Origin of the sequence: Verrucosispora sioxanthis (assembly GCF_010560025.1) — a bacterium.
Lineage (GTDB): Bacteria > Actinomycetota > Actinomycetes > Mycobacteriales > Micromonosporaceae > Micromonospora > Micromonospora palythoicola.
This window is the reverse complement of record NZ_SAIY01000002.1, coordinates 119049-143944: the sequence shown is the minus strand read 5'-3', so window position 1 is coordinate 143944 and position 24896 is coordinate 119049. Positions and strand designations below refer to the sequence as shown.

The 24896-nt window shown below is 70.5% G+C and carries 24 protein-coding genes and 1 pseudogene; 15 read left to right on the top strand and 10 right to left on the bottom strand.

Features of this window, described 5'->3' with window-relative positions:
- Positions 1-49 precede the first annotated feature (49 nt).
- Both ENC19_RS05775 and ENC19_RS31690 read right to left on the bottom strand, forming a co-directional pair.
- Positions 50-577, bottom strand: a complete 528-nt coding sequence (locus ENC19_RS05775; protein ID WP_235944505.1) for a GtrA family protein — start codon at positions 575-577, stop codon at positions 50-52.
- 191 nt (positions 578-768) lie between these two features.
- Positions 769-856, bottom strand: a pseudogene (locus ENC19_RS31690) (GtrA family protein); the annotation flags it as partial.
- Between the two features lie 138 nt (positions 857-994).
- Between ENC19_RS31690 and ENC19_RS05770 the strand changes: the two are divergent.
- The 4 genes from ENC19_RS05770 to ENC19_RS05755 all read left to right on the top strand — a co-directional run bounded on the left by ENC19_RS05770 (position 995) and on the right by ENC19_RS05755 (position 5991).
- Complete coding sequence (locus ENC19_RS05770) at positions 995-2845, top strand: phosphoenolpyruvate carboxykinase (GTP) (protein ID WP_164446123.1); 1851 nt, start codon at positions 995-997, stop codon at positions 2843-2845.
- Between the two features lie 31 nt (positions 2846-2876).
- Positions 2877-3731, top strand: coding sequence for a hypothetical protein (locus ENC19_RS05765; protein WP_164446122.1), 855 nt, complete (start codon positions 2877-2879; stop codon positions 3729-3731).
- 315 nt (positions 3732-4046) lie between these two features.
- On the top strand, positions 4047-5189 hold the full coding sequence (locus ENC19_RS05760) for an NAD(P)/FAD-dependent oxidoreductase (RefSeq protein ID WP_164446121.1): 1143 nt from the start codon (positions 4047-4049) through the stop codon (positions 5187-5189).
- A 31-nt stretch (positions 5190-5220) separates the two neighbouring features.
- Positions 5221-5991, top strand: coding sequence for an isoprenyl transferase (locus ENC19_RS05755; RefSeq protein WP_164446120.1), 771 nt, complete (start codon positions 5221-5223; stop codon positions 5989-5991).
- Positions 5992-6022: 31 nt separating this feature from the next.
- Here the strand turns inward: ENC19_RS05755 and otsB are convergent, their stop codons facing one another.
- The 3 genes from otsB to ENC19_RS05740 form a co-directional block, all read right to left on the bottom strand.
- Complete coding sequence (otsB, locus tag ENC19_RS05750; protein WP_164446119.1) at positions 6023-6847, bottom strand: trehalose-phosphatase; 825 nt, start codon at positions 6845-6847, stop codon at positions 6023-6025.
- Positions 6848-6916: 69 nt separating this feature from the next.
- Positions 6917-7270 (bottom strand): hypothetical protein, encoded by a 354-nt coding sequence (locus ENC19_RS05745; protein WP_164446118.1) that lies wholly within the window; start codon positions 7268-7270, stop codon positions 6917-6919.
- 159 nt (positions 7271-7429) lie between these two features.
- Positions 7430-7870 carry an XRE family transcriptional regulator gene (locus ENC19_RS05740; protein ID WP_164446117.1) on the bottom strand — a complete coding sequence of 147 codons (441 nt, stop codon included), beginning with the start codon at positions 7868-7870 and terminating at the stop codon, positions 7430-7432.
- A 264-nt stretch (positions 7871-8134) separates the two neighbouring features.
- Between ENC19_RS05740 and ENC19_RS05735 the strand changes: the two genes are divergently transcribed.
- From ENC19_RS05735 to ENC19_RS05715, 5 genes are all read left to right on the top strand, one after another.
- Complete coding sequence (locus ENC19_RS05735) at positions 8135-8479, top strand: hypothetical protein (RefSeq protein ID WP_164446116.1); 345 nt, start codon at positions 8135-8137, stop codon at positions 8477-8479.
- A 28-nt stretch (positions 8480-8507) separates the two neighbouring features.
- A complete protein-coding gene (locus ENC19_RS05730) occupies positions 8508-8936 on the top strand; it encodes a hypothetical protein (RefSeq protein WP_164446115.1) in 429 nt (142 codons plus the stop codon).
- Positions 8937-9317: 381 nt separating this feature from the next.
- Positions 9318-10733, top strand: coding sequence for a PhoH family protein (locus ENC19_RS05725; protein ID WP_164446114.1), 1416 nt, complete (start codon positions 9318-9320; stop codon positions 10731-10733).
- A 287-nt stretch (positions 10734-11020) separates the two neighbouring features.
- A complete protein-coding gene (locus ENC19_RS05720; RefSeq protein ID WP_164446113.1) occupies positions 11021-11695 on the top strand; it encodes an aggregation-promoting factor C-terminal-like domain-containing protein in 675 nt (224 codons plus the stop codon).
- A 109-nt stretch (positions 11696-11804) separates the two neighbouring features.
- Entirely contained in the window at positions 11805-12458 is a 654-nt protein-coding gene (locus ENC19_RS05715) for a rhomboid family intramembrane serine protease (RefSeq protein WP_164446112.1), read from the top strand.
- On the opposite strand, the gene ENC19_RS05710 is transcribed toward ENC19_RS05715, so the two are convergent.
- Entirely contained in the window at positions 12388-13416 is a 1029-nt protein-coding gene (locus ENC19_RS05710; RefSeq protein WP_166458147.1) for a DMT family transporter, read from the bottom strand. The two genes, ENC19_RS05715 and ENC19_RS05710, sit on opposite strands and share 71 nt — an antisense overlap.
- Positions 13413-14444, bottom strand: a complete 1032-nt coding sequence (glpX, locus tag ENC19_RS05705) for a class II fructose-bisphosphatase (RefSeq protein WP_164446111.1) — start codon at positions 14442-14444, stop codon at positions 13413-13415. Before glpX ends, ENC19_RS05710 begins: the two co-directional genes overlap by 4 nt.
- 144 nt (positions 14445-14588) lie before the next feature.
- Between glpX and ENC19_RS05700 the strand changes: the two genes are divergently transcribed.
- The 3 genes from ENC19_RS05700 (at position 14589) to ENC19_RS05690 (ending at position 17124) form a co-directional block, all read left to right on the top strand.
- Positions 14589-15164 (top strand): DUF4245 domain-containing protein, encoded by a 576-nt coding sequence (locus ENC19_RS05700; RefSeq protein WP_164446110.1) that lies wholly within the window; start codon positions 14589-14591, stop codon positions 15162-15164.
- A gap of 155 nt (positions 15165-15319) precedes the next feature.
- Positions 15320-16102: a hypothetical protein gene (locus ENC19_RS05695; RefSeq protein WP_164446109.1), complete on the top strand. Its 783-nt coding sequence runs from the start codon at positions 15320-15322 to the stop codon at positions 16100-16102.
- A gap of 179 nt (positions 16103-16281) precedes the next feature.
- The gene (locus ENC19_RS05690; protein WP_164446108.1) at positions 16282-17124 is read left to right on the top strand and encodes a hypothetical protein; all 843 of its coding nucleotides are present in this window, start codon (positions 16282-16284) and stop codon (positions 17122-17124) included.
- A gap of 224 nt (positions 17125-17348) precedes the next feature.
- Here the strand turns inward: ENC19_RS05690 and ENC19_RS05685 are convergent, their stop codons facing one another.
- Positions 17349-17579, bottom strand: a complete 231-nt coding sequence (locus ENC19_RS05685; RefSeq protein ID WP_373688900.1) for an exodeoxyribonuclease VII small subunit — start codon at positions 17577-17579, stop codon at positions 17349-17351.
- A gap of 167 nt (positions 17580-17746) precedes the next feature.
- Positions 17747-18967, bottom strand: a complete 1221-nt coding sequence (xseA, locus tag ENC19_RS05680) for an exodeoxyribonuclease VII large subunit (protein ID WP_164446740.1) — start codon at positions 18965-18967, stop codon at positions 17747-17749.
- Between the two features lie 157 nt (positions 18968-19124).
- Between xseA and ENC19_RS05675 the strand changes: the two genes are divergently transcribed.
- From ENC19_RS05675 to ENC19_RS05665, 3 genes are all read left to right on the top strand, one after another.
- Positions 19125-20114, top strand: coding sequence for a 4-hydroxy-3-methylbut-2-enyl diphosphate reductase (locus ENC19_RS05675; RefSeq protein WP_164446106.1), 990 nt, complete (start codon positions 19125-19127; stop codon positions 20112-20114).
- 76 nt (positions 20115-20190) lie between these two features.
- Positions 20191-20643 carry a hypothetical protein gene (locus ENC19_RS05670; protein WP_164446105.1) on the top strand — a complete coding sequence of 151 codons (453 nt, stop codon included), beginning with the start codon at positions 20191-20193 and terminating at the stop codon, positions 20641-20643.
- A 73-nt stretch (positions 20644-20716) separates the two neighbouring features.
- Positions 20717-21553, top strand: a complete 837-nt coding sequence (locus tag ENC19_RS05665) for a hypothetical protein (RefSeq protein ID WP_164446104.1) — start codon at positions 20717-20719, stop codon at positions 21551-21553.
- 75 nt (positions 21554-21628) lie between these two features.
- Here the strand turns inward: ENC19_RS05665 and ENC19_RS05660 are convergent, their stop codons facing one another.
- Positions 21629-24886 carry a S8 family serine peptidase gene (locus ENC19_RS05660; protein ID WP_164446103.1) on the bottom strand — a complete coding sequence of 1086 codons (3258 nt, stop codon included), beginning with the start codon at positions 24884-24886 and terminating at the stop codon, positions 21629-21631.
- Positions 24887-24896: the final 10 nt, after the last annotated feature.

Below are 24896 nucleotides of genomic sequence, written 5' to 3'. Positions count from 1 at the left end.
GGCAGTGGGTCGGGGTCGGCTGGCTCCGACCGAACGAGTGGGCGGCAGGTCACGCCCGGCGGTCCTGGTTCGCTTCCGCGACGGGTGGCGTTCCCGCTTCGACGAAGACGAACCGTCGGTACGACCAGAATCGGAACAGCGTGCCGAACCCGGTGCCCACGATGAAGCTGGCCACGTTGTCGGCCACCCGGGTCTGGAAGACGGACGGCCAGATGCTGCCGAGCCCGTAGTGGCTGATCGCGAGGCAGGCGACCGCGATGCCCAGGCCCACCGCGTTGAAGAAGAAGAACAGCGCGTACTCCCGGGCCGGGTGGGAGCGCTTACGGTGCCGCCAGGTCCAGAACCGGTTGCCCAGGAAGGCGAAGGTCGCGGCGATGACCGTCGCGATCGTCTTCGCGGTGATCTGCTCCACGCCCTGCGGGCCGATCAGGTAGTTGAACAGTGCGAAGTCGATGAGGAAGGCGATCCCGCCGACGGTTGCGAACTTGCTCATCTCCCGGACGAGGTGACCGAAACGGTCGATCAGGGAGTGAACCAGACCCGAGCGGGTCTGCCGGGAGCCTGGCTCCCCGGTCATCGTGGCGGCCACCGTGCGAGCGTACCGGTTGGCGACCCCGGGAGCGGGTAGCAACCGGCACCGGGGTGCGGCGGTGCCGCGGCACGGACGGGCACGAACGGAGCGTAACCGCATCCGTGCGATCGGGTGTTGTTCACCGCTTCGGTACGCCCGGTCGAAAAACGCCGGTGTGGGTGCCGTCAGCAGGAGGTCCACCGAAGGATTTGCGTGAAACTGCGCGTGAAAGCGGGTAAAGGCTCGTGATGCCGCAGCGTGACCGCACCTTGTGCAGTTCTTCACAACCAGTCCCACTGACTGGAGAGGTCCCTCGGTTTACGCTGAGGCCAATCCCAGGTTTCCACGAAGGCGACGCGCATCGCGGCGCCGAGACTCGTGCACTCCATAGACCGGTCAGCGTCGACCACAAGGAGATGTGTCATGGTTGCTCCGGCCACCGTTCGGGGTATCGATCAGGCCCCTACGTCCCACCCGAAACTCCTCGCCTGGGTCCGTGAGGTCGCTGAACTGACCACCCCTGACCAGGTCGTCTGGGTGGACGGGTCCGACCAGGAATGGCGTCGCCTCACCGATGAGCTGGTCGAAGCCGGCACGCTCATCCGGCTGAACCCCGACAAGAAGCCCAACTCCTTCTACGCGCGTACCGACCCGACGGACGTCGCCCGGGTCGAGGAGCGCACCTTCATCTGTTCCGTGGACGAAGCGGACGCCGGGCCCACCAACAACTGGATGGCGCCGGCCGAGATGAAGCGGACCATGACGGAGCTCTACCGCGGCTCGATGCGCGGCCGGACGATGTACGTCATCCCGTTCTGCATGGGACCGGTCGAGGCCGAGAGCCCGATGTTCGGCGTCGAGATCACCGACAGCCCGTACGTGGTCGCCTCGATGCGGATCATGACCCGGATGGGCGCCTCCGTCCTGCAGGCCATGGGCGACGACGCCGACTTCGTGCACGCCCTGCACTCGATCGGCGCACCGCTGGCCCCCGGTCAGCAGGACGTGGCCTGGCCGTGCAACGACACCAAGTACATCTCCCACTTCCCGGAGACCCGCGAGATCTGGTCCTTCGGCTCCGGGTACGGCGGCAACTCGCTGCTCGGCAAGAAGTGCTACTCGCTGCGTATCGCCAGCGTGATGGGCCGTGACGAGGGCTGGCTCGCCGAGCACATGCTGATCCTGAAGATCACCTCGCCGGAGGGTCGGGTCTACCACATCGCCGGTGCCTTCCCGTCGGCCTGCGGCAAGACCAACCTGGCCATGCTGGAGCCGACCATCCCGGGTTGGAAGGTCGAGACGATCGGTGACGACATCGCCTGGATGCGGTTCGGCCCGGACGGCCGGCTCTACGCGATCAACCCGGAGTACGGCCTGTTCGGCGTCGCACCGGGCACCGACTGGAAGACCAACGCCAACGCCATGCGGACGTTGGACCGGGGCAACTCCATCTTCACGAACGTCGCCCTCACCGACGACGGTGACATCTGGTGGGAAGGCATGGGTGAACCGCCGGCCCACCTGATCGACTGGAAGGGCAACGACTGGACGCCGGAGAGCGAGAACCTCTCCTCGCACGCGAACAGTCGGTTCTGCACCCCGATCACCCAGTGCCCGATCCTGGCTGAGGACTACTACGACCCCAACGGCGTACCGATCGACGCGATCCTGTTCGGTGGCCGCCGTCGTGACACCGTGCCGCTGGTCACCGAGGCCCGGGACTGGGTGCACGGCGTCTACATGGGCGCCACGCTCTCCTCGGAGACCACCGCCGCCGCCTCCGGTGCGGTCGGTGTGGTCCGTCGCGACCCGATGGCGATGCTGCCGTTCATCGGCTACCACGGCGGCGACTACTTCCGGCACTGGATCGAGATGGGCAAGGGCGCCGACGGCGACGAGTCGAAGCTGCCCAAGGTCTACTACGTCAACTGGTTCCGCAAGGACCCTGAGGGCGGGTTCCTCTGGCCGGGCTTCGGCGAGAACTCGCGGGTGCTCAAGTGGATCGTCGAGCGGATCGAGGGCCGGGCGGACGCCGTGGAGACCCCGATCGGCATGGTGCCGACCCTGGACTCGCTTGACGTCGAGGGGCTGGACATGACGCCGGAGGACGTCCGCATCGCGCTGAAGGTGGACCCGGACGAGTGGCGCGACGAACTGCCGCTGGTCACCGAGTGGTTCGAGAAGTTCGGCGACAAGCTGCCCGGTGTCCTCTGGGCCGAGCTGGACGCACTGCGGGCTCGGCTCGACGCGGAGCAACCGCAGCGAGGGGTGTGATCGACGACGGATCCGGGCATCATCGGATCCCATGAGGACGGCCGCCGAGACCGAGGTCCGGCGGCCGTCCGCCGTCCGGGCCCTGACCGCACTGCTGGCCGTGACGGCCGCGGCCACCGTCGTGGTCGAGGTGCTCAACTGGTGGTACGCGCCGGAGCAGGGCTTCGGGCTCGCCGTACGCACCGGCTGGGCGATGCTGCGCTCGTTCGGCTTCCTGCTGCTCATCGGGCACGTGCGGCGCGGCCGGACGGTGGCCCGCCCGTTCGGCCTGATCCTCGCCGTCACCACGGTCTTCGCGGTCGGCCGGCTGATCGTGCCCCGCCAGGGCGTGCCGCCGCTGCCCGGCCTGCTCGGCTTCGCCCTGCTCACCACGCTCTGCGCGACAGTGGTCTGGTTGCTGTACCGGTCGCCGACGCTCGCCGGGCACCTGGTGCGGCACCGGTCCCGACTGGTGATCGACCGCTCCGGCATCTCCTGGCGGGAAACGCCACCGCGCCGGCCTGAGGCGAGCGCCTGGCTGTTGACCGCCCGGGTGGCGGCGTTCACCTACAGCCCGCTGATGCTGGTGCCGGCCCTGGTCGCCACCGCCGCGATCCTGGACGGCCAACTGCTCGCCGTGCCCGCCGTGCTGCTCTGGCTGGCAGCCGGTATCGCGACCAGCTACCTGGTGCTGTTCTGCACGGCGTTCCTGCTGCGCGGTCGACACTGGGCGGGCACCCTGCTCGTCGTCGTCACGGTCGCCGTGCTCGCCGTCGACCTTCCGCTGTGCTGGTGGCTGCTCGGGGTCGACGGCCTGATCCGCGACGGCGCGCCGCTGGTCGTCGCCGCCGCCCTCACCGTCTACGGGATCCACCGCGCCACCCACCCCACCCCCACCCCACCCTGACCCCCACCCGGCCCGCCCGAGCGGACAACATCGCCGATGTTGCTGTCTCGGGCGCCCGTGAGGGGACAACATCGCTGATGTTGCTCCTTCCTGTTCCCCCGGCGGCGAGTTGTCCGGATCTTGACGTGCGGCCGGACGACAATTCGGAGCCGGGCTCCTTGCTCTGCTTCAACGGGCGCACTGGATCCGGGACGATCGCAGTGCGTGGGGTGAAGCAGAGCAAAGGCGGCAGAGCAGAGAGTGCCGCGCAGTCGAGGCGGGGCAGCGGGGCAGGGGACAGCGGGACAGCGGGATGCTTTGCAGCGGGGAGGGGCTGTGCGCGACGAGTTCGACGTGGTGGTGGTCGGGGCGGGGCCGGCGGGGGCGGCTGCCGCGCTGGCGGCCCGCCGGGCGGGTGCCGAGGTCCTGCTGTTGGACCGGGCCGAGTTTCCCCGGGACAAGGCCTGCGGAGACGGTATCGCCGCGCACGCGCTTGACGTTCTCGCCGAACTGGGTGTGCGCGACGCGGTGGACGGGTTCGCGCCGGTGCCGGCCCTGCGGCTGGTGGCACCGGACGGCGGTGCCGTGGCGCGGGCGTTGCCCAGGCCCGCGTACACCGTGCCGCGGCAGGTGTTCGATGCCCGGCTGGTGGCGGCGGCGGTCCTGGGCGGCGTGCCGCTGAGCCGGCGGGCGGTGCGCCGGGTCGAGGTGCGCGCCGACCGGGTCGTGCTGGACGGGGAGATCTCCGCCGGGGTCGTGGTGGGTGCCGACGGCGCCGGGTCCGTCGTGCGCCGGGCACTCGGCGAGCCGACGAATCCGGACCGTCACCTGGCGCTGGCCATCCGGGGGTACGCCCCCGCGCCGCCCGGTCCGCCCGCGCAGCTCATCGTCACCTCGGCCGCCCGCTGGCCGGCGTACGCCTGGTCGTTTCCGATCGGTGACGGCCGGGCGAACGTCGGGTACGGGGAGGTGCTGCGGGGCGAGTCGCTGACCCGCGGGCACCTGCTCGACCGGCTCGCCGCGCTGCTGCCGGGCACCGACCCGGCGACGGTCGGCTCGCTGCGCGCCCATCACCTGCCCCTGTCCACGTTCCGCCCGGCGCCGGGGCGGGGCCGGGTGCTTCTCGCCGGCGACGCGTTCTCGCTGATCAACCCGCTGACCGGTGAGGGGATCTTCTACGCGTTGCGCTCCGGCGCGCTGGCCGGGTACGCCGCTGTCGGGGCTCCCGAGCAGGCCGCGCGGCGGTACGCGACCGCCCTGCGGCGCCGGCTCGGCACCCATCTGCGGCACAGTTCGGCGGCGGCCTGGCTGGCCCGGCGACGCCGGGTGGTGGACGCGGCGGTGCGGGCGGCCGGTCGGGACGCGCGGGTCTTCGGCAGGGTGACCGAGCTGGGGCTGGGCGACGGGCTGCTGGACGGCCGGACGCTCGGCCTGATCGCCCTCGGCCTGTCGGTGCGGCATCGGCCACCGGCACACTGATCCGTACGGCGGCTCGCTACCCTGCTAGGTGATGAGTCTGCGGAAACTTCTCTACTCCGTCTACGAGCGGCGGCTCACGGCCAAGCTCGCGGGTCGGCCGGTGCCCCGCCACGTGGGTGTGATGTGTGACGGCAACCGCAGATGGGCCCGGGAGATGGGCTTCGTGGATCCGAACGACGGGCACCGGATGGGTGCCGAGCGGATAAAGGAGCTGCTGCGTTGGTGTGACGCCGCGGGCGTGGGACACGTGACCCTGTGGCTGCTCTCCACCGACAACCTGTCCCGCCCGTCGGCCGAGCTGGATCCGCTGCTCCAGATCATCGAGGACCTCACCACCGAGTTGGCCGAGGAGGGTAACCCCTGGCGGCTGCGGATGGTCGGTGCGCTCGACGTGCTGCCGACGCGCCTCGCCACGGCGCTCAAGGCCGCCGAGGAGCGGACCCGGGAACGCACCGGCAGCGCTCAGGTCAACATCGCCGTCGGGTACGGCGGGCGGCGGGAGATCGCCGACGCGGTGCGCTCGTTGCTGCTGGAACACGCGGCGAACGGCGGCACGCTTGAGGATCTGGCCGGCTCGCTCGACGTCGACGACATCTCCGAGCACCTGTACACCCGGGGCCTGCCGGATCCGGATCTGATCATCCGGACCAGCGGTGAGCAGCGCCTCTCCGGCTTCATGCTCTGGCAGTCGGCGCACTCGGAGTTCTACTTCTGCGAGCTGAACTGGCCCGACTTCCGTCGCGTCGACTTTCTCCGCGCGTTGCGTTCGTACGCCACCCGCCAGCGCCGCTACGGGGTCTGAGACGCCGTAGCGGCACCGGTCCCGGTCCGGCTCAGGTGAGCCGGTGGGTTGCCTCGGTGAGGAAGTCACCCAGGGCGGCCGGGGAGTCGATGGTGAGGTCGGCGGCTTCGGCGACCTCGTCGCCGGTCTCCGGGTTGGCGACGGCGACGCAGACACCGAGGAAGTCGGGGTCGGCGGCGGCGCGGGCGCGCAGCGCGGCGAAGGCCTTGATGTCGGAGACGTCGTCGCCGAAATACCAGGCCGCGCGTACGCCCTGCACCAGCTCGGCGATCACCATGCCCTTGTCCCGGTCGACCGGTGGCTTGATCTCCAGGACCATCCGTCCGATCTGGACCCGCAGGCCGAGGCGCTCGGCCTGATCCCGGCCCCACTGCTCGACGGTGGCGGCGAGTTGCGGCGCGGTTCTCCAGTGCAGGGCCACGGACAGCCGCTTGTACTCCACAAGGGTGCCGGGTGGCAGTTCGGCCCGGCCGAGTTCGGCGAGTTCCGCCATCGTGGGCACCCACGGCAGGGCGGCCGGTTCGGTGACCGTGTCGCCGCCGGAGTGGCTGTGTTCCAGGCCGTAGAGGCCGTACAGGTCGACCCCGGTGAGCCCACCGAAGTGTTCGCGCAGGAACTCCACCGGTCGGGCCGAGACGATCGCGATGCGCCGCACTATCGGCGCGAGGGTCTCGATGGCGGCCAGCACCTTCGGCGCGGGCTGCACCTGCGTCGGATCGTCGTCGACCGGCGCGAGGGTGCCGTCGAAGTCGAAGAAGAGGACGGTCTCGGCCGCCCGGTCGGCGGTTGCCCGCCAGGCCTGGTCGGCGTTCAGCGGGGTCTTCGGCTGCTGGTTGCCCAGATTCAACGGCGGCACGCGCGACAGCGTACCCCGGGTTCGACCGGTCAATCCTGGCGTGAATCCGGTGTGGGCGACAGGTGTGATTCAGCGTTCGGCGGCTCCACGTCCCCGGCGTCCGAACGGCACCACCGCCGCCTCCTGGCCGTGGCTGAGCAGGTAGCCCTCCACAAAACCGGAGTTCCGGTCGCCGGTGTGCGCCTCGATCTCCCGCAGCCGCTCGACCAGGAACTCGGTCAGCGCGGTGAGCCGGTCGTTGAGCCGGTCGTGCAACTCGGCGACGACGGCCAGGACGATCGCGGTGCCGGCGGTGGCGAGCGCGAAGAGGTTGACGAGCAGCGGAAGCTGCCCGCCGTTCAGGGTCAGGGTCACCGCGTTGCCGGTGATGCACAGCGTCACCGAGACCGTCGCGACCACGACAGCCAACCATTTCAGGGTCATGGAGAGACCCCCTTCTGTCCCGCAGGGCTGGGTTCGGCCTTGTCCCGTCCCCCCGCCGACGACGAGCCCAAGCAGTACGAATACGGACGCTAGCGCGCCCGATCCCGCCCCGTAGCGAAACGAATGAGGCTGACCTGCCGTTCTTTCGCCATCTGAGAACTAGCTGGCGGCGTCGCCTCGTTTTCGGACACCGAGCGGCAACGTCGGGCGATATGCGAGGTAACGAATGGTTTCTCGGATGTGGAACTTCTCCGCATCCGAGACGTCGGGATCGACCAGTCGGCGCAGCAGTGCCTCGACGTCGGGATCCATCGGTGGTGGTGACGGTGCGGTTCGGCGGGAGGTCGTCCGGTCCCAGCCCAACGCCGCGAAGGCCACTGTCGGGTTGAGACCGAGACCCTCGCAGAATGCCACCACCCGCTCGGCCTCCGGGTCGCTGGCCCAGTCGCCGCGTACCCACCGGTTGATGGTCTGCCGCGAGACGCCGGTACGCCGGGAGACCTCGGTGCCGCTCCACGCCCGGGTCGCGCGGGCCTCGTCGAGCGCGCGCCGGACGAAGGTGGCGAAGGCGATCTTCCTGGCGTTGGCCGTCTCGGTCACCTCGTGACCGTACGACCGTTGAGCCTGGGTGACGGCGCCTGCCACGCGTCTGTCACGCTTGCGTGACGTCGTTCTGGTGGAGCCGGATGAGGGTCCGGCACTCTTTCTGAGGGGTGTCACCTGGGCAGGATAGATGTACGTAGGTGCGGAGGCAAACGAACGAAAAGCTGATACTGTCACGTTCATGGGACAACCTACGGTGTGTCACGTGCATGAGACGATCAGTGCTCACCTGCGTCACGCGCCCGGTGCGAGGGGGACGCGGTGACCGAACTCGCAACCCGTGCTCAGGCGTTCGGTCTGGTGGCCGAGGGGGTCGCCGCCGGGCTCAGTGCGCCGTGGCGCCTCTACCTCGCCCGGGGCTGCCGCTACCTGTCGCTCAGTGTCGGTGACCGGGCCGAGTGGAACGCCTGGCGGACCCATCTCGGCTGCCCCGAACTGAGCGTCCGGGTCTACGACGCCGGCGGCGAGATCCGCCGCTCCTCGATGGCCGAGGTGGTCATGGACGGCTGCCGGATCAGCGTGGAACTGGTGGAGGAGATCGGCATCGACGACCTCGACCGGCTCCTGGTCGCCGACCCCACCACCGTCGAACCGGAGGAACGATGAGGTCCGCGCGGCGCACCGGAGCCGCCGGATGAGCCCGTTCCTGGCGATCTTCCTGGTGCTCGTGCTCGCCGCGACGAGCTACGCCGCCGGGCGGCTGCACGGGCAGCTCAGTTATCGGATCGGTTACCGCTTCGGCTACCGGCAGGGCTACTTCGACGGGGACCGTGGGGCGTGGAACCGGCGTCGTCGGGAGGCTCAGGCGGCCATCGCCTCCGCCCTCTCCGTCACCACGCCCTCGTCGCCTCCCGCTCGGGTCTCGGCCACGGTGAATCCGCTTCAGCCGCGCGGGGTGGGTGCGCCACCTTCGGCGCTGCGTGCCGACGGGCCACCGGGGGAGATCGAGAAGGGTCCGACAGCCCGCCCGGGCACCACGTACACCGGGTCGTCCTTCGGGGAGCCGGCCGCCTCGGTCACCGGGCGGCACCCGACCGGCACCCTCGTTCGACGGACCGGCTGAACCGGTCGACGGGCTCCGGCCCGTCCACAGACGCGGCGCGTACGCCCTCCGGGTGGCGCCGCCGGGGCCACGTCAGACCGGTGGCGGTGGTCCCACCGGCCGGGATGCGCGCAGGGGGCATGCATCCCGGCCGGTTCATCGCGTGGGCTCCGCGCGGGTTGCGGAACTCCGTCGCGTCCGCCCGCGGCAGTTCATGAGCGACTACTAGCCGGGACGGGTGCGGGGAGCTAGCGTCTAGGCATGGCGCGGGGTTGTCCCGAGCCAGCCGGCCCGCCCGGCCTGCGACCTCGCGCACGGGGCCCGCATCCGACCCCGTGTCAGTCGGGCATCCGGAGGAGGCGGACCGCGGGTGGCCGGGTGCCCATCCGCCGGAGCAGGCCTGTGACGACTCGCCGTACGACCGCCGGTGCCGACCAGGGCCCGGCCGCGACTACCACGACCCGCCGCAGCACCCGGAGCCGCCGCACGGCGGCCGCCGGTTCGGTCGACCCCAGGGAGCCTCGACCAGCGGGTCAGTCCTTCGTTCTGGACACCTCGGTCCTGCTCAGCGATCCGGCGGCGTTCCACCGTTTCGCCGAGCACGAGGTGGTGCTTCCGCTGGTGGTGATCTCCGAGCTGGAGGGCAAGCGGCATCACGCGGAGCTGGGCTGGTTCGCCCGACAGTCGCTACGCATGCTCGACGAGCTGCGGGTGCGCCACGGTCGGCTCGACCGGCCGGTGCCCGCCAACGACGTCGGCGGCACGCTGCGGGTGGAGCTGAACCACACCGACGACGGGGTGCTGCCGCCGGGCTTCCGTAACGAGTCCAACGACGCACGGATCCTCTCCGTCGCGCTCAACCTCGCCGCCGAAGGGCGGGAGGTGACGCTGGTCAGCAAGGACATGCCGTTGCGGGTCAAGGCCGCCTCCGTGGGGCTGCGCGCGGACGAGTACCGGCACGGCCAGGCCAGCGACCCGACCTGGACCGGGATGGCCGAGCTGGAGCTGGCCGAGGACGACATCGCCAAGCTCTATGCCGGAGAGGTCATCGACGTGGACGCGGCGGCCGGTCTGCCCTGCCACACCGGTCTGGTGCTGCACTCGTCCCGGGGCTCGGCGCTCGGCCGGGTGCTGCCGGACAAGACCGTGCGGCTGGTCCGTGGCGACCGGGAGGCGTTCGGTGTGCACGGGCGCTCGGCCGAGCAACGGGTCGCGCTCGATCTGTTGCTCGACGAGTCGATCGGCATCGTCTCGCTCGGCGGTCGGGCCGGCACCGGCAAGTCCGCCCTTGCCCTGTGCGCGGGGCTGGAGGCGGTGATGGAACGTCGCCGGCACAAGAAGGTGATCGTCTTCCGCCCGCTGTACGCCGTCGGTGGGCAGGAGCTGGGCTATCTGCCCGGCTCGGAGTCGGAGAAGATGTCGCCCTGGGCGCAGGCGGTCTTCGACACCCTCGGCGCGGTGGTGCACGAGAACGTGCTGGAGGAGGTCACCTCCCGCGGTCTGCTCGAGGTGCTGCCGCTGACCCATATCCGGGGCCGCAGCCTGCACGATGCCTTCGTCATCGTGGACGAGGCACAGTCACTCGAACGCGGCGTGCTGCTGACCGTGCTCTCCCGGATCGGCCAGGGCTCGCGGGTGGTACTGACCCACGACGTCGCCCAGCGGGACAATCTCCGGGTCGGACGGCACGACGGTGTCACGGCGGTGATCGAGGCGTTGAAGGGTCATCAGCTGTTCGCGCACGTGACGCTCAGCCGTTCGGAGCGGTCGCCGATCGCCGCGATGGTGACGGACCTGCTGGAGGACATCCCGACCTGACCACCTTTTCAGGGTATTGCACCGAAATTTGGCGTGACCCACGTCACAATTGAGGTCTGCGGTTTCCCATCAGCCTCACTGTGCGCGATCGTGTCCCACGGGCGCCCACGCACCCGACGCATCGTTGGTGATCGTTCGTCACTCCAACACCGGAGCGGACGACGCCAGCCAGGCGACGCGGTGCGTCCACGGTGGCCGGTACGCCGGCCACGGGCGCCCGTGGTGCGCTACGACCTCAGTCTGGTCTCGGCGCACCGCGACCCTGACCCCGACGAAGGGATCACTTCGTGAGTCGGCCGTGGAGCCGGTTCGCCGCCCGCACCGCAGCCGTCGCGCTGCTCTCGGTGGGCGTGGCCGGTGGTTTCTACCTCAGTGAGGACCGCCAGTCCCAACGCTCAGGCCCCGGTGCTCAGGTGGCCGGCAGCGTCAGCGACATCGACGTCAACGTCGAGTACCGGCAGCAGGAGACGGTTTCCCGCCAGGTCCGTACCGCCCGGCAGCAGGCCACCGAAGTGCGGAAGCAGGCCAAGGCCGCCGCCGAGAAGGCCCGCAAGGCGGAGGAGGCGGCACGCAGGAAGGCCGAGGAGAAGGCCGCCAAGGAGGCTGCGGCCCGGGCCGCGAAGCCGTACGACGGCCCGATTCCGGAGTCCTGCGAGGAGTACAGCGGTAACCGGAAGGTCGGCTGCGCGCTCATGATCGATGCGGGCTTCAAGATCGACCAGTTCCCCTGTCTGGACCGGCTCTGGAACAAGGAGAGTGGCTGGAACCACAAGGCCCGTAATCCCTCCTCCGGGGCGTACGGCATCCCGCAGGCGTACCCGGGGAACAAGATGTCCTCGGTCGGCTCCGACTGGCAGACCAACCCGGTCACCCAGATCAAGTGGGGGCTCGGCTACATCAAGGGCCGCTACAGCACGCCCTGCGCGGCGTGGAACCACTCGCAGGCCAAGGGTTACTACTGAGCTGGACCACGGCGGCGGCGCGCGGGCGACCGCGCCCCGCCGCCGTGTCGCTCGTGCCTCGTGCCGGGAAAAGTGGCGGCTGTCGCCGTTTGCTGATAGCTGTTGACGGGTGACCCTGCTTCCCGGAAGTGGCGATCCCCACCGCTTCGGCACCGTGGCCTTCTACGCGTCCATCGGCCGGGCGTTCGTCGCCATGTGCGCGGTGGTTCCGGTGCTCTTCCTGATCGAGGGCCTCGACGTCTGGCTGGGCGCCGGGTTCGACTCCGCCGCCGGGATCATCCCGCAGCGCATCGACGGACTGGACGGCATCTTCTTCTCGCCGTTCCTGCACCACGGCTTCGACCATCTCTACAGCAACAGCATCCCGCTGATTCTCCTCGGCACCTTCGTGCTGGCCGCGGGTGCCCGGCGCTTTCTCTGGTCCACCCTGGTGATCGTCCTGGTCAGCGGGCTCGGCGTGTGGTTCACCGGCTCGTCCAACACGATCGTGGTCGGTGCCAGCGGGGTGATCTTCGGATACCTCGGCATCCTGCTCACCCGGGGCATCTTCGAGCGGAGCTGGTGGAACTTCGCCGTGTTCCTGCTGGTCGGGCTCCTCTACGGCGGCCAACTGGTCGGCGTCCTGCCCACCGACGAACGGATCTCCTGGCAGGGGCACCTGTTCGGGCTGCTGGGCGGCATCGTGGCCGCGATCATCTTCCGGCGTCGTCGGTCCGACCTCGACGGGCCGTACCGCTCCGAGTCTCCGATGACCATGCCCTGACTCGTCCGCCGAGCGCGGCGACCGCCACGGCGACCAGGGTCAAAACGGCACCGAGCAGCGTGGTCGGGTCGGGATGCGAGGCGGCGGAGGGCATCAGCACGTCCAGCAGCACGGCGCCGACCACCTGGCCGGCGACGGTGGCCAGACCGAGCAGCAACACGCCGGTGAGGCGGACCACCGCGGCGGCCACCGCGATGAACGTGACGCCGATCGGCCCACCGAGGTAGAGCCAGAGATCGTTGGGAAGCTCGCCGGGTGGCAGACCCCGCAGCGCGAGGCTGACGAGGAACGCGACAAGCAGCACCGCCGTACCGGCGGTGAAGTTGATGAGCGTGGCGGTCAGCGTGCTCTCGGTGACCACCCGGACCCACCCGTTCACCGCCTGCTGCCAGGCGACCGCTACGCCGGCCAGCAGCGGCAGCAGGGCCAAAGCGAGGGTGGACGGCTCGCGGAACCGGTCGCTGACCGCCAGCAGCACCGCGACCACGGTCAGCGCCGCACCGGCCAGCCGGGCACCGGTCACCGCCTGCCGGCCACTCGGACCGATCCCCGCCCGGTCGACCAGCAGGCTGCTCGCGGACTGGCCAGCCACCACGGCCACGGTGAACACCGCGACTCCCAGGGTGCCGACGGTGGCGCCCTGGGTGAACACCAGGAACGCGCCGCAGGCACCACCCAGGCACTGCCAGGGCCGAAGCGCTCCCTGCTGGAGGGCGGTACGCAGCGCCGTCAGTCCGCGTCGTCCGGCGCGGGTGGCCGGTACCAGCAGCAACAGCAGCAGCAGGCCCGAACCGAACGAGACGACCGCGGCGGCGACCCCGTCGCCGAGGCGTACGCCCAACTCGCCGTTGATCCGCGACTGCGTCGCCACCGCGACCCCGGCCAGGGTCGCCAGCGCCACCGCGCCGAACCGGCGACCCGCCGACACCGCCGGCCGGGTCGCCGTGGGGGCACTCAAGCCTGTTCGTCCAGCGGCCGACCGTCGAAGTCCACCGCCGAGTAGAGCGCCAACTTCTCCAGGCGGTGGTACGAGTCGATCACCCGGATGGTGCCGCTCTTGGAGCGCATCACGATCGACTGGGTGTACGCCCCGCCGGCCCGGTACCGCACGCCGCGCAGCAGGTCCCCGGAGGTGATGCCGGTGGCCACGAAGAAGCAGTTGTCGCCGGTGACCAGGTCATCGGTGGTGAGCACCCGGTCCAGGTCGTGGCCGGCCGCGACCGCCTTCTCGCGCTCGGCGTCGTCGCGCGGCCAGAGCTTGGCCTGCATCATGCCGCCCATGCACTTCAGGGCACAGGCGGCGGTGATCCCCTCCGGGGTGCCGCCGATGCCCATCAGCACGTCGACGTCCGACTCGCCCCGTGCGGCGGCGATCGCGCCGGCGATGTCGCCGTCGGAGATGAAGCGGATGCCGGCCCCGGCGCGGCGAATCTCGTCGACCAGGCCGTCGTGCCGGGAGCGATCGAGCACACAGACCGTGACCTCGGAGACGCTCGTGCCCTTGGTCTTCGCGATGCGGCGAAGATTTTCGACCGTGCCGGCCTCGATGTCCACCACGTCCGCATAGGCCGGGCCGACGGCGAGCTTCTCCATGTAGAAGACCGCGCTGGGATCGAACATCGCCCCGCGTTCGGCCACGGCCAGCACCGCGAGGGCGTTCGGCATGCCCTTGCTCATCAGGGTGGTGCCATCGATCGGGTCCACCGCGACGTCCACCTCGGGGCCGTCGCCGTCGCCGACCTCCTCGCCGTTGAACAGCATCGGGGCGTTGTCCTTCTCGCCCTCGCCGATCACCACGACGCCCTTCATCGGGATCGAGTTGATCAGCTTGCGCATCGCGTCGACGGCCGCGCCGTCGCCGCCCTCCTTGTCGCCCCGGCCGACCCAGCGGCCGGCGGCCATCGCCGCGGCCTCGGTGACCCTGACCAGATCGAGGGCCAGGTTGCGGTCGAGGTTCTGGGGAATTCGCGTCCTGATGGTGGTCATGAAAACGGCTCCTCCTCGCGGCGGTGCGGGGCGGGCCGGCGCTGCCGGCTTCGTCGCTGATCCTCACACGATGGCGGATGCGCAGCCGGGTCGGGGCGGTGATGGGACGGATACCGCCGGTCGGGCGGCTGCGAGAATGGCGGGGTGGAACCTGCACAGCCTGCTGACCGCACACCCGACGACGAGCCCGTGCCACCACCCGCAGCCGCCGCGAAGTCCGAGCGGTCCCCGCGGGACATGGCCATCTCGCTGCTCGTGCTGCTGATTCCGATCGCCCTGCTACTCGCCTTCTACCGGGGCTTTCTCGGTGGGGACGAACCGAACACAGTCGATCCGGCGCCCGCCTTCGAACAGGCGAGATCGGCCGGCGCGTTTCCGGTGAGCGAGCCGACCGGGCTGGGTGACGAGTGGCGGGCGGTACGCGCGACCTACCGTACGGCCGAGGACGGGGCGATCCTGCGGGTGGGATATGTCACCCCGGAGGGGCGGGGCCTGCAACTCGTGCAGAGCAACGTGCCGCCGGACCGGCTGCTGCCGGCCGAGCTGACCGACGAGGGCCGCCCGCAGGGGCAGGCCGATCTCGGGTCGGGCACCTGGCAGCGGTACACGGCCCGGGGCAACGAGCAGGCGTTGGTGCTGCTTGAGCCGCAGCGCACGGTGATCGTCGTCGGCGACGCCCGCGACAACGAGCTGCGCGCGCTCGCCACCGCCGTGGACTGAACGACCGCCACCGGCGCGGGTGGGCCGGCGCATCGGGTGCCCCCTGCGTGTCGGCGCGATCCGCTACGCTCCCCGGGTTCGCTGCCCGGCCGGCTGTGTTCGGTCGGGCTTTCCTGCTTGAAGAGAGACGATCTGTGAACATTCGACGGTGGAGCGTGGGCCTCCTCGCCGCCACGCTGCTCGTTCCCGGCCTCGTCGCCTGCAACAACGCCAGCGGCGACTCGCCCTCCCCGGGCGCCTCGACCGATGCGGGCATTCCGGCCGACCCGAAGGCGGCGCTGGTCGCCAGCACCAAGGGGCTCGCCGAGGGCAACTTCACGTTCACCATCACGGCCGACTCGATGACCGGCAAGGGCACGTTCCACAAGCCCAGCAACAGCGCTCAGATGACGATGACCGTGGGTGACGAGGACTTCACCATGGACTTCGACCTCATCCAGATCCAGCCGGACACCTGGGTGAAGGTCGACCTCGGTGACCTGTTCGCCGGCGTCCCGGGGATGGAGGCGATCAAGGACAAGTACCAGCACCTCGACGCCGCCAAGGCCAAGGATGCGAAGAACCTCGACATCTTCAAGGAGGGCACCGACCCGGCCGACGCCGCCGGCATGTTCGAGGGCCTCGCCGAGGTGCAGAAGACCGGCGAGGGCACCTACAGCGGCACCTTCGACCTCACTTCGGTGAAGGACTCGGTGGCCGCCGACGAGGACATGCTCAAGGCGCTCGGCGACCAGGCCAAGGCGATCCCGTTCACCGCGAAGCTGGACGCCGAGGGGCGGCTGAGCGAGCTGGTCATGTCCGTCCCGGCGGCGGGCGAGACCAAGGCGCAGGACATCAAGATCGCCTACGGCGACTACGGTGCCGCGACCGCCGTGCAGAAGCCGCCGGCGGACCAGGTCATCGAGGCGAGCGAGCAGACCTACGAGATGTTCAAGTAGGCCGAGCGGCGATGCTACGGGGGTGGGCTCAGCCCACCCCCGTACGCGTTCCGGCTGCTCGCCGAGAAGGTCGGAGGGGCTTGGCCGGTTTCGGGTGATTGGCGGGGCGGGCGGCAGGGAACAGAGGAGGGGAGCCTCCGGCGCGAGAACGCACCGGATGACCCTGCTGGGAGACACCGATGACCGTTCGACGACTGAGCGCCGGCCTCGTAGCCGTCGCCCTCTTCACGCCCGGAGTCGCCGCCTGCACCAACACCGGCGACGCCGGGCCGAGCGCCACACCGTCCGCCACCGCCACCGCCACCGCCACCGGTGCCGCCGGTGAGGCCGACACCGACGCGAAGCAGGCGCTGCTCGACTCGACCCGGGAGATCCGTAACGGCAACTTCAGGTTCAGCATGTCCGGTGCCGGCTCCGTCATGGAAGGGCAGGTGCACCAGCCGAGCCAGAGCGCCGAGATGCGGGTACGCCTTGGCGAGTCGACCGACGACCTGGCGATCAGTCTTGACGTCATCCACGCCAAGCCGGACAGCTGGGTGAAGCTGGACCTTCAGGGCCAGGCGGCCAGCGGCGTGCCCGGGGTGGACCGACTCAACCTCGGCAAGTACCAGCACCTCGACCAGAGCCGGATTCAGGGCAACCGCAGCCTGGGCTTCGACTTCGACAAGGTCGACCCCGCCGGCAGTGAGGCGCTGACCCAGGCCGTCACCGATGTCCGTCGTACCGGCGACGGGGCGTACGCCGGCACCCTCGACCTGTCGAAGGCCGCCGACGCCGGTTCCCTCGACCCGAGCGTGGTCGCCGCGCTCGGCGCGGAGGCGAAGTCGGTGCCGTTCACCGCGACGACCGATGCCCAGGGACGGCTCACCGAGATGGTCATCCGACTGCCCGAGGGTGGCCGGCCGGCCGGGCAGGAGATCAGGGTGACCTACTCCGACTACGGCAACGCGACCGAGGCGACCAAGCCCCCGGCCGACCAGGTCGTCGAGGCCCCGCCGGAGCTGTACAACCTGTTCGACTGAGCCCGAAGCGCGGCGACGTGGCCGGACGGCCGCCTCGCCCGGAATGAACCGTACGCGTCGTGGCGGGAGCCGACCGGCTCCCGCCGCGACGCCTGCCGGAATCGGCTGGACTGCCGGTCACCTGAGCTGGCCGTGCCGTGCCGGTCGGCCTGCCGGTCACCCGGGCCGTGGGCCTGCCGTGCCGGTCGGCCTGCCGCCGGCGACGGGTCCGTCCTCGGGTCTGGTCAGGCAGTCGGGTCGGGCCGCGCGGCGTCGATGCGGGCGCGGGCACCGTCGAGCCAACGTTGGCAGATCACCGTCAGCGCCTCGCCGCGCTCCCATAGCGCCAGCGACTCCTCGAGCGACGTGCCACCGGCCTCCAGCCGCTCCACCACCGACGCGAGTTCGGCGCGGGCCTGTTCGTAGCTGAGTCGTTCGTCCGACCCGCTTGTCTTCTCGTCAGTCATCGCACCCATCTCAGCACAACCGCCCGACACCACCGGCGGCCGCACCGCCGTCGTCCGCGCTCGCGTGCCGTCACCGCCGCAGCGGTCCGGCGGTGTGGCTCCGGGGCCCGGTTTGGTGGCTCACGCACCCGGCGCCCCCGAGACGAGGCCGCCGGACCGGGCGGTGAATGTACTGCTCAGGTGTCGACCGTGGCGGACAGTTCGCCGTCGGCCAGGCGTACCCGCAGCGGATCGCCGGCCGCCACCTCGCTGGCCGCGCGTACGACGTGGCCGTCGGCGCGTTGCACGATGGCGTACCCACGGTCGAGGGTGGCGGCCGGGGAAAGCGCGCGCAACCGGGCGAGGGTGTGCCGCAGGTCGTCGTCGGCGGCGGTGAGCCGGTGGTCCAGGCAGCGGCCGGCGCGTTGGCGCAGTGCGACCAGCTCGGCGGCCCGTTGCTCGATCATCACCTGTGGCCGGGCCAGCACCGGTCGGGAGCGTAGCGCGTCGATGCGGTGGGCCTCCCGATCGACGAGGTTGTGCACGGCCCGGTGCAGCCGGTGCCGGGCCTGCTTGATCAGGCGTACCTCCTCGGCGAGGTCGGGCACCACCCGTTTGGCCGCGTCGGTGGGGGTCGACGCCCGGACGTCGGCCACGTAGTCGACCAGCGGCGCGTCCGTCTCGTGGCCGATGGCACTGACCACCGGTGTGCGACAGGCGAAAACGGCACGGCACAGTGCCTCGTCGGAGAAGGGCAGCAGATCCTCGATGCCACCCCCGCCGCGGGCCAGGATGATGACGTCGATGCTCGGGTCCGCGTCCAGCACCTTCAGCGCGTCCACGATCTGCGGCACGGCGGCCGGGCCCTGGACCGCCACGTTCACCGTGCGGAACTCCACCGCTGGCCAGCGTCGGCGGGCGTTCGTCAGCACGTCCCGCTCGGCGGCACTGGCCCGACCGGTGATGAGCCCGATCCGCTGCGGCAGGAACGGTGGGCGGCGCTTGCGCGCCCGGTCGAACAACCCCTCGGCGGCCAGCAGCTTCTTGAGTTTCTCCAGCCGGGCGAGTAGCTCACCGAGACCGACCTGACGGATCTCGTCGGCGCGCAGGCTGAGCGTGCCCCGGGCGGCGTAGAACTCCGGCTTGGCGTGCAGCACCACGCGGGCGCCCTCGCGCAGCTCCGGTGCGCCGGAGTCGAGGACGTCGCGGTTGGTGGTGACCGTGAGGCTCAAGTCGGCGGAGGGGTCACGCAGCGTCAGGAACACGGTGCTGGCACCGGGCCGCCGGCTGATCTGCGCCACCTGCCCGTCCACCCACACCCACCCGAGCCGGGCCACCCACGCACCGATCTTCTGACTGACCACCCGAACCGGCCACGGCTCATCCGAGCTGCTCTTCCCACCAGCCCCCTCACCCACACCCACCCGCCCACCCTACGACCCCATCCCGACCGGCGTCGATCATGAAGTTGTTGTGCTCGGCACGGCGTGTCGTGGGCGACAACTTCATGATCAACGGGCGGTGGGGGGCGGCTCGGGCGCTGCCGGGTGCGGGGGTGGCACGTACGATGAGGGGGTGACTGAGGCTGAGGCGACTTACCAAACCGGCAAGCGCGTGCTCCTGGCCAAGCCCCGCGGCTACTGCGCGGGCGTGGACCGGGCGGTGCAGACCGTCGAGGAGGCGCTCAAGCTCTACGGAGCCCCGATCTACGTCCGTAAGCAGATCGTGCACAACAAGCACGTGGTGCGGACGCTGGAAGCCCAGGGCGCGATCTTCGTGGAGGAGAACGAGGAGGTGCCCGAGGGCGCCACGGTGATCTTCTCCGCGCACGGCGTGGCACCCGAGGTCTACGAGCAGGCCAAGCAGCGGTCGCTGAAGGCGATCGACGCCACCTGTCCGCTGGTGACGAAGGTGCACCACGAGGCGAAGCGGTTCGCCGCCGAGGACTACGACATCCTACTCATCGGTCACGAGGGGCACGAGGAGGTCATCGGCACCTCCGGCGAGGCGCCGGAGCACATCCAGCTGGTGGACGGTCCGGAGGACGCCGACCGGATCACCGTACGGGACCCGAACAAGGTGGTCTGGCTGTCGCAGACCACGCTGTCGGTGGACGAGACGATGGAGACCGTCGCCCGGCTGAAGAAGCGGCTGCCGATGCTCCAGTCACCGCCCAGCGACGACATCTGCTACGCCACCAGCAACCGGCAGCACGTGATCAAGGAGATCGCGCCGGAGTGCGACGTGGTGATCGTCGTGGGCTCACGCAACTCGTCGAACTCCGTACGCCTGGTCGAGGTGGCCCTGGACGGTGGTGCCCGTGGCGGTCACCTGGTCGACTTCGCCCACGAGATCGAGGACGCCTGGCTCGCCGACGCGCGGACCGTGGGCCTGACCTCGGGTGCCAGCGTGCCGGAGGAACTGGTGCAGGAGGTGCTGGCACACCTCGCCGAGCGTGGCTTCACCGACGTCGAGGAGGTGGTGACCGCGAACGAGCGGCTCACCTTCTCGCTGCCGCAGGAACTCAAGCGGGACATGAAGGCCGCCGCGGCGGCCCGCGACTGAGCCGCCGGACAGGTTCGTGAGCACGCCAGGCCGGCCCGGTGGAACTGATCACCGGCCCGGTACGTCAGAGCTTGGTATGAGGACCATTCGGATCGCCGCCACCGCGTTGATCGTCTGCACGGCGCTCGCCGCCTGTGCCGGCCAGAAGGCGGGTGACGGCACCACCACCCCGACCCCGACGGGAGCGTCACCGGTGACCGAACTGCCCACCCCGGACCCGACCGGGTCCGCGCCCGCGCCCTCACCCTCCGACCCCGTGGACCCGACGGCGCCCACCACCCGACCGACGGTCCGGCCGAGCGCCCCGTCGAAGCCACCCGCGACCGGCGAGATCACGTTGACCGGCCGGATCGAGTCCGGCGTCGAGCCCGGCTGCCTGCTGCTCGACGGCTACCTGCTGCTCGGCGGTCCTCGCGACGTGCTCAGCGCGGGGGCGTCGGTGACGGTGACCGGGCGCCCCGACCCGACCATGATGTCCACCTGCCAGCAGGGCACCCCGTTCGTCGTGGCCTCCGCCAGGCGCAGCTGATTTCGTGACCCCGGGCCGCCCGCGACGGCGGCACGGGCCGACGATGTGGATCAGTTGATGGCAGGATGCCCCGGTGCGGTACCGACCGATCCTTCCTGCGGCGGCCGGGGCCCTCGCCGCCGCCCACGTCCTCGGCATCCTCACCGGTGTTCCGCTGCTGCGCCAGGCCGAGGTGGCCGCGCTGCTGCTGTTGGCGGCGTACGCGCTGACCGCCCGGTCACCGGATCTGCCCTGGGCGTTGCCGGTGGCGCTGACCGTCCTCGTCGTCGACGCGTGGATCACGATGCCCGCCGAACCCGCCGACCGGGAATGGCAGGTCCTCCGACCCGGCGCAGTTGACCCGACCCTGGGGTTCGTCACCGGCCTCCGGCTGAGCTGGGCGGCGCTGTTCCTCGTCCTGATCCTGTTGCTGACCGGTCGGTGGCGTGACGCCCGCCCGGGACGCTTCGCCCTCGCCGGTGCGGTGCTGGCGGCGACGCTCGTGGTCGGGTACGCGGCCGTCCGGCTGGTCGAGATCCACTTTGCGGTACGCGCGACCCAGTCGCCCGGTCCCGGCGACACCGGCCCGTCCGGCGTGGCGACGGTCGGCGCCATGCTGGCACCCCTCGCCCTCGCCGTCGGCGCGGTGGTCCTGGCTGCCCTGCTGGCCGGGCGTCGCCACCGGATCGCCGCCGGCGGTGCCGTCCTGCTGGTGCTGGTCGCCGTGACCCACCTGGACGCGGCGCTCGCCTCGTTGTCGCTGCCGTCGGCCGCCGGACCTGGTGTCCTGCTGACCGCCGCGTTTAGGGCCAACGCGAGTCTGCCCGCCTCCGGACCGGCCGTCTTCGCCGCCGTCGAGTTGGCCGCGTACCTGCTGCTCGTGGTGGGTCTCCTCGGCCGCCACTCGAAGCGGGCCGAGCCGGTCGGCTGACCGGCTCGGCCCGTGGACGGACGGAAGCCCGCCTCCGGAGAACCGGAGACGGGCTTCCTGATGGTGCGGGTGGTGTCAGTTCACCGCGCCGATGGAGACCGCGCCGCGGCCGACGACCGCGCCTTCGGTGGTCACCACGGTCAGCTCACCGTAGAGGCTCCGGCCCGCGGCCGGGGTGGACTGGGCCGTCACCGTGCCCGAGATGGTGCCGGTGGCACCGTGCCCCAGGGTGAGGGTGCCGCTCGACGCCGAGAGGGTGCCGAGCGCCGGGGAGGAGAACGAGTCCCGGTAGTCGTACTCGGTGCTGCCACCCGCGCCGTCGACCGAGTACGCCTCGACGACGACGGTGTAGGTGCCCGCCTCCGGGTTGTTCAGGGTCACGGACTCCTCCGAGTCCCCGTCCGCGTTGTACGCGATCAAGGCACCGCCCCGGTACACGAACAGGTCGAGGTCGGCGCCGGCGTCCGAGGTGTTGCCGATGCGGGCGGTGAAGCTGGTGGCGCCCGCCGGCACGTCCACGGTGTACTCCTGCGTCGCGTACTCGACGATGGTCGGCCGCTCCGCGTGCGAGCTGGCCAGCGCGCCGCCCTGACCGGTCACCGTGACCGGGCCGAAGGTGTTCTTCAGCGACCAGGTGACCGGGGTCGGTGCGCCGGCGGTGACCGACGGCAGCTCGACCACGGCCGGCTCGACCGCGACGCCCTGCACCCGTGCCTGGATCTGGTACGGGTTGTTCAGCGACGGCGAGGTCCGCCGCGACTCGACCTCGATCTCCCAGACACCCGGCATCGGGTTCTGGTAGTCGCGCTCGAAGGCGTTGCAGACGACCGTGCTGACGTGGTTGGTGAAGCAGGCCAGGCTGGAGGTGCTCTCCACCGGAACGCCCCACGGGTTGAACGCGATGAAGCGCGTCTGCGACCCGGTGGCGATGCCGGAGAGGTTGACCTGGAGCGCACCGGCGCCCGGGGGCACCGTCACGAAGTACGACGTGGTGCTGTTCCGGTCCACCGAGCCCTGCGCCGAGTAGGCGAAGTTGGGCTTGCTGACGTCGTTCGAGACCACCACCACGGCGGAGACCTCGAAGTCGATCGTGCTGGTGGCCGGGTCGTCGACGGTCACGATCGTGCCGTGCGCGCCGACGGTCTTCGGCTTGGCGATGATCGTGATGGTGACGGGCGTGTTCAGCGGCAGCGTGACGTTCTTCGGCGCCGAGAAGGTGCCGTCGTTGCCGCGCAGACCGATGTTGTGCTTGACGTTGCCGGCCGGGCCGCTGGTCCGGGTCAGCGTGACCTGGTACGACTTCGCCTGGTTGACCTTGTGGCCGCCGTCGGCGGAGCCGCAGCGGTTGTAGACGCCGGTGCCCTGGTTCGGCGTGGCCAGCAGGCCGGAGAGCACCGTGCAGACCGGGGCGGCGGAGGTGTACGAGCGGGTCTGGACACCCTTCTTCAGCAGCTTCCAGGCACCCGGCACGTTGAACATGCCGTAGCCCTGCCCGTAGGTCGGGGTGTCGGCGATCGGCTTGGCGGAGGTGAAGATCGCCCGCCGCAGCATCTCCGGGGTGATGCCCTTGTCGGTCGCCCGGGCGGCCGAGAGCAGCAGCGCGGCGGCGCCGGCGGCCTGCGGAGAGGCCATCGACGTGCCGTTGAACATGCCGTAGCCCGGCGGCAGCGCGTAGCCGGCCTCGGCGACCGGGCTGCCGGGCTGCCACACCGGCGTGGTGGAGATGGCCGAACCCGGCGCGGCGATGTTCGGCTTGGCGCCACCGTCCTCACGCGGGCCGCGCGAGGAGAAGTTGAACAGGGCGTTCTTCTTCTTGACCACCGAGCCGTAGTTCGCCAGCCAGGTGTCCTTGCTGATGCTGGCGGCGACGCTGACCACGTTGCCCGCCACCGACGGGTCACCGATGGTGTTCACGCCCGGGCCGGAGTTGCCGGCCGAGATGAACATCTGCACCCCGTAGGTGGTGATCAGGTTGTTGTAGAGGGTGGCGCGGGCGTTGTTGCCGTCGTTGAGCGCCGGCAGGCCACCGATCGACATGTTGATGACGTCGACCCCACGGTTGATCACCAGATCGGCCATGCCGGTGGTGAGCGCGGCGGCCGTGCAGCCGCCGCCCCAGGAGCAGGCACGGGAGGAAACGATCTTGGCGCCGGGGGCGGCACCGTCGAACGCGCCGTTGCCGAGCATGTCGTTCGCGGCGGTGATGCCGGCGACGTGCGTGCCGTGGGCGCTCTCGATGATGCCGATGTTGACGAAGTCCACTAGGCCGTTGGCGCCCGCAGAGACGTTCTTACGGTACTCGACGACGAACGACATCCGCTCCTTGATCGCGGTCGCCGGGTTGTCGGTGCCGAAGTGGCCGACGTCGAACTTCTCCTTGTACGGCCGCATCACGGCCTCGTCGGTGAAGTCACCGTCCTGATCGGTGTCGACCCAGATGTTGTTGGTGGTCGGGTCGAACAGGATGCCGAACCGGTCGGTGTTGTCACCGTCGCGGTTGACGTCACCGGCCGGGTCGCTGTCGATGGTGATGTTCTCGCTGAACAGGTTGAACCGGTAGCTGCCGGCCGGTGCGGTCCAGGTGCGACCGGCGAGGGTGAACGTCGGCCCGGTCACCTGGTTGATCATTGGCCGCCAGGTGGGGTCCTCGAACGGGTCCGTCGCGGTCACCCAGTCGACGATCTTGCGCTCGCCGGTGGTGGTCTCCTGCAGCGCCGGGTGCTCCAGGTCCACACCGGAGTCCATGATGCCGATGGTGACGCCGCGGCCGTCCCACTTCTTGTGCTGCTTGACGAACTTGACCGCACCGGTCTCGTTCGTCGGCATGTACGGGTTGTCGGCCTTGGTCCGGGCGCCCGGACCGTTGAGCGTGTCGCCCTGCTTGCCGCCCTTCTTGCCGCCGGGAGCGACCTCCGGCTTCGGGTCGGGCAGCTGGATCTTCTCGTCCAGGTCGATGGTGGCCACGCCCGGCAGCTTGGCGGCCTTGACCGCCTTGCCGGTCGGCACCTTGGCGAGCACGTAGCCGATGGTGTCGTAGCGCTCGGTGACGGCCGCGCCGAGATCCTCGAGGTCGTCGGCGACGTCCTTCGCCTTGCCCTTGTCGGTGGCGACGATCATCGTGACGGTGGGGGCCTTCTTCGCCTCCGCCTCGGCGAGCAACTTGGCGTCGTGCTGATCCAACGACTCGGCGGGGGTGGCCTGCGCGGTGTCGGGTCCGGCAGGAGCGGCGCTCGCGGTGGCGGCACCGCCCGCCACGGTCACGGCGCTGGCCGCCATCACCGAGGCGAAGAGCGCGGCGGAGGTACGCCGGCTCAGGTTTCGGGGTTTGCTCACGTTCTCTTTC

Coding starts and splice junctions, on each gene's coding strand:
- ENC19_RS05730 (WP_164446115.1), top strand. CDS start 8,508: ATGAGCCCGTTCCTGGCGATCTTCCTGGTGCTCGTGCTCGCCGCGACG.
- ENC19_RS05685 (WP_373688900.1), bottom strand. CDS start 17,579: ATGGGTGCGATGACTGACGAGAAGACAAGCGGGTCGGACGAACGACTC.
- ENC19_RS05690 (WP_164446108.1), top strand. CDS start 16,282: ATGACCGTTCGACGACTGAGCGCCGGCCTCGTAGCCGTCGCCCTCTTC.
- ENC19_RS05765 (WP_164446122.1), top strand. CDS start 2,877: ATGAGGACGGCCGCCGAGACCGAGGTCCGGCGGCCGTCCGCCGTCCGG.
- glpX (WP_164446111.1), bottom strand. CDS start 14,444: ATGACCACCATCAGGACGCGAATTCCCCAGAACCTCGACCGCAACCTG.
- ENC19_RS05755 (WP_164446120.1), top strand. CDS start 5,221: ATGAGTCTGCGGAAACTTCTCTACTCCGTCTACGAGCGGCGGCTCACG.
- ENC19_RS05745 (WP_164446118.1), bottom strand. CDS start 7,270: ATGACCCTGAAATGGTTGGCTGTCGTGGTCGCGACGGTCTCGGTGACG.
- ENC19_RS05775 (WP_235944505.1), bottom strand. CDS start 577: ATGACCGGGGAGCCAGGCTCCCGGCAGACCCGCTCGGGTCTGGTTCAC.
- ENC19_RS05670 (WP_164446105.1), top strand. CDS start 20,191: ATGAGGACCATTCGGATCGCCGCCACCGCGTTGATCGTCTGCACGGCG.
- ENC19_RS05770 (WP_164446123.1), top strand. CDS start 995: ATGGTTGCTCCGGCCACCGTTCGGGGTATCGATCAGGCCCCTACGTCC.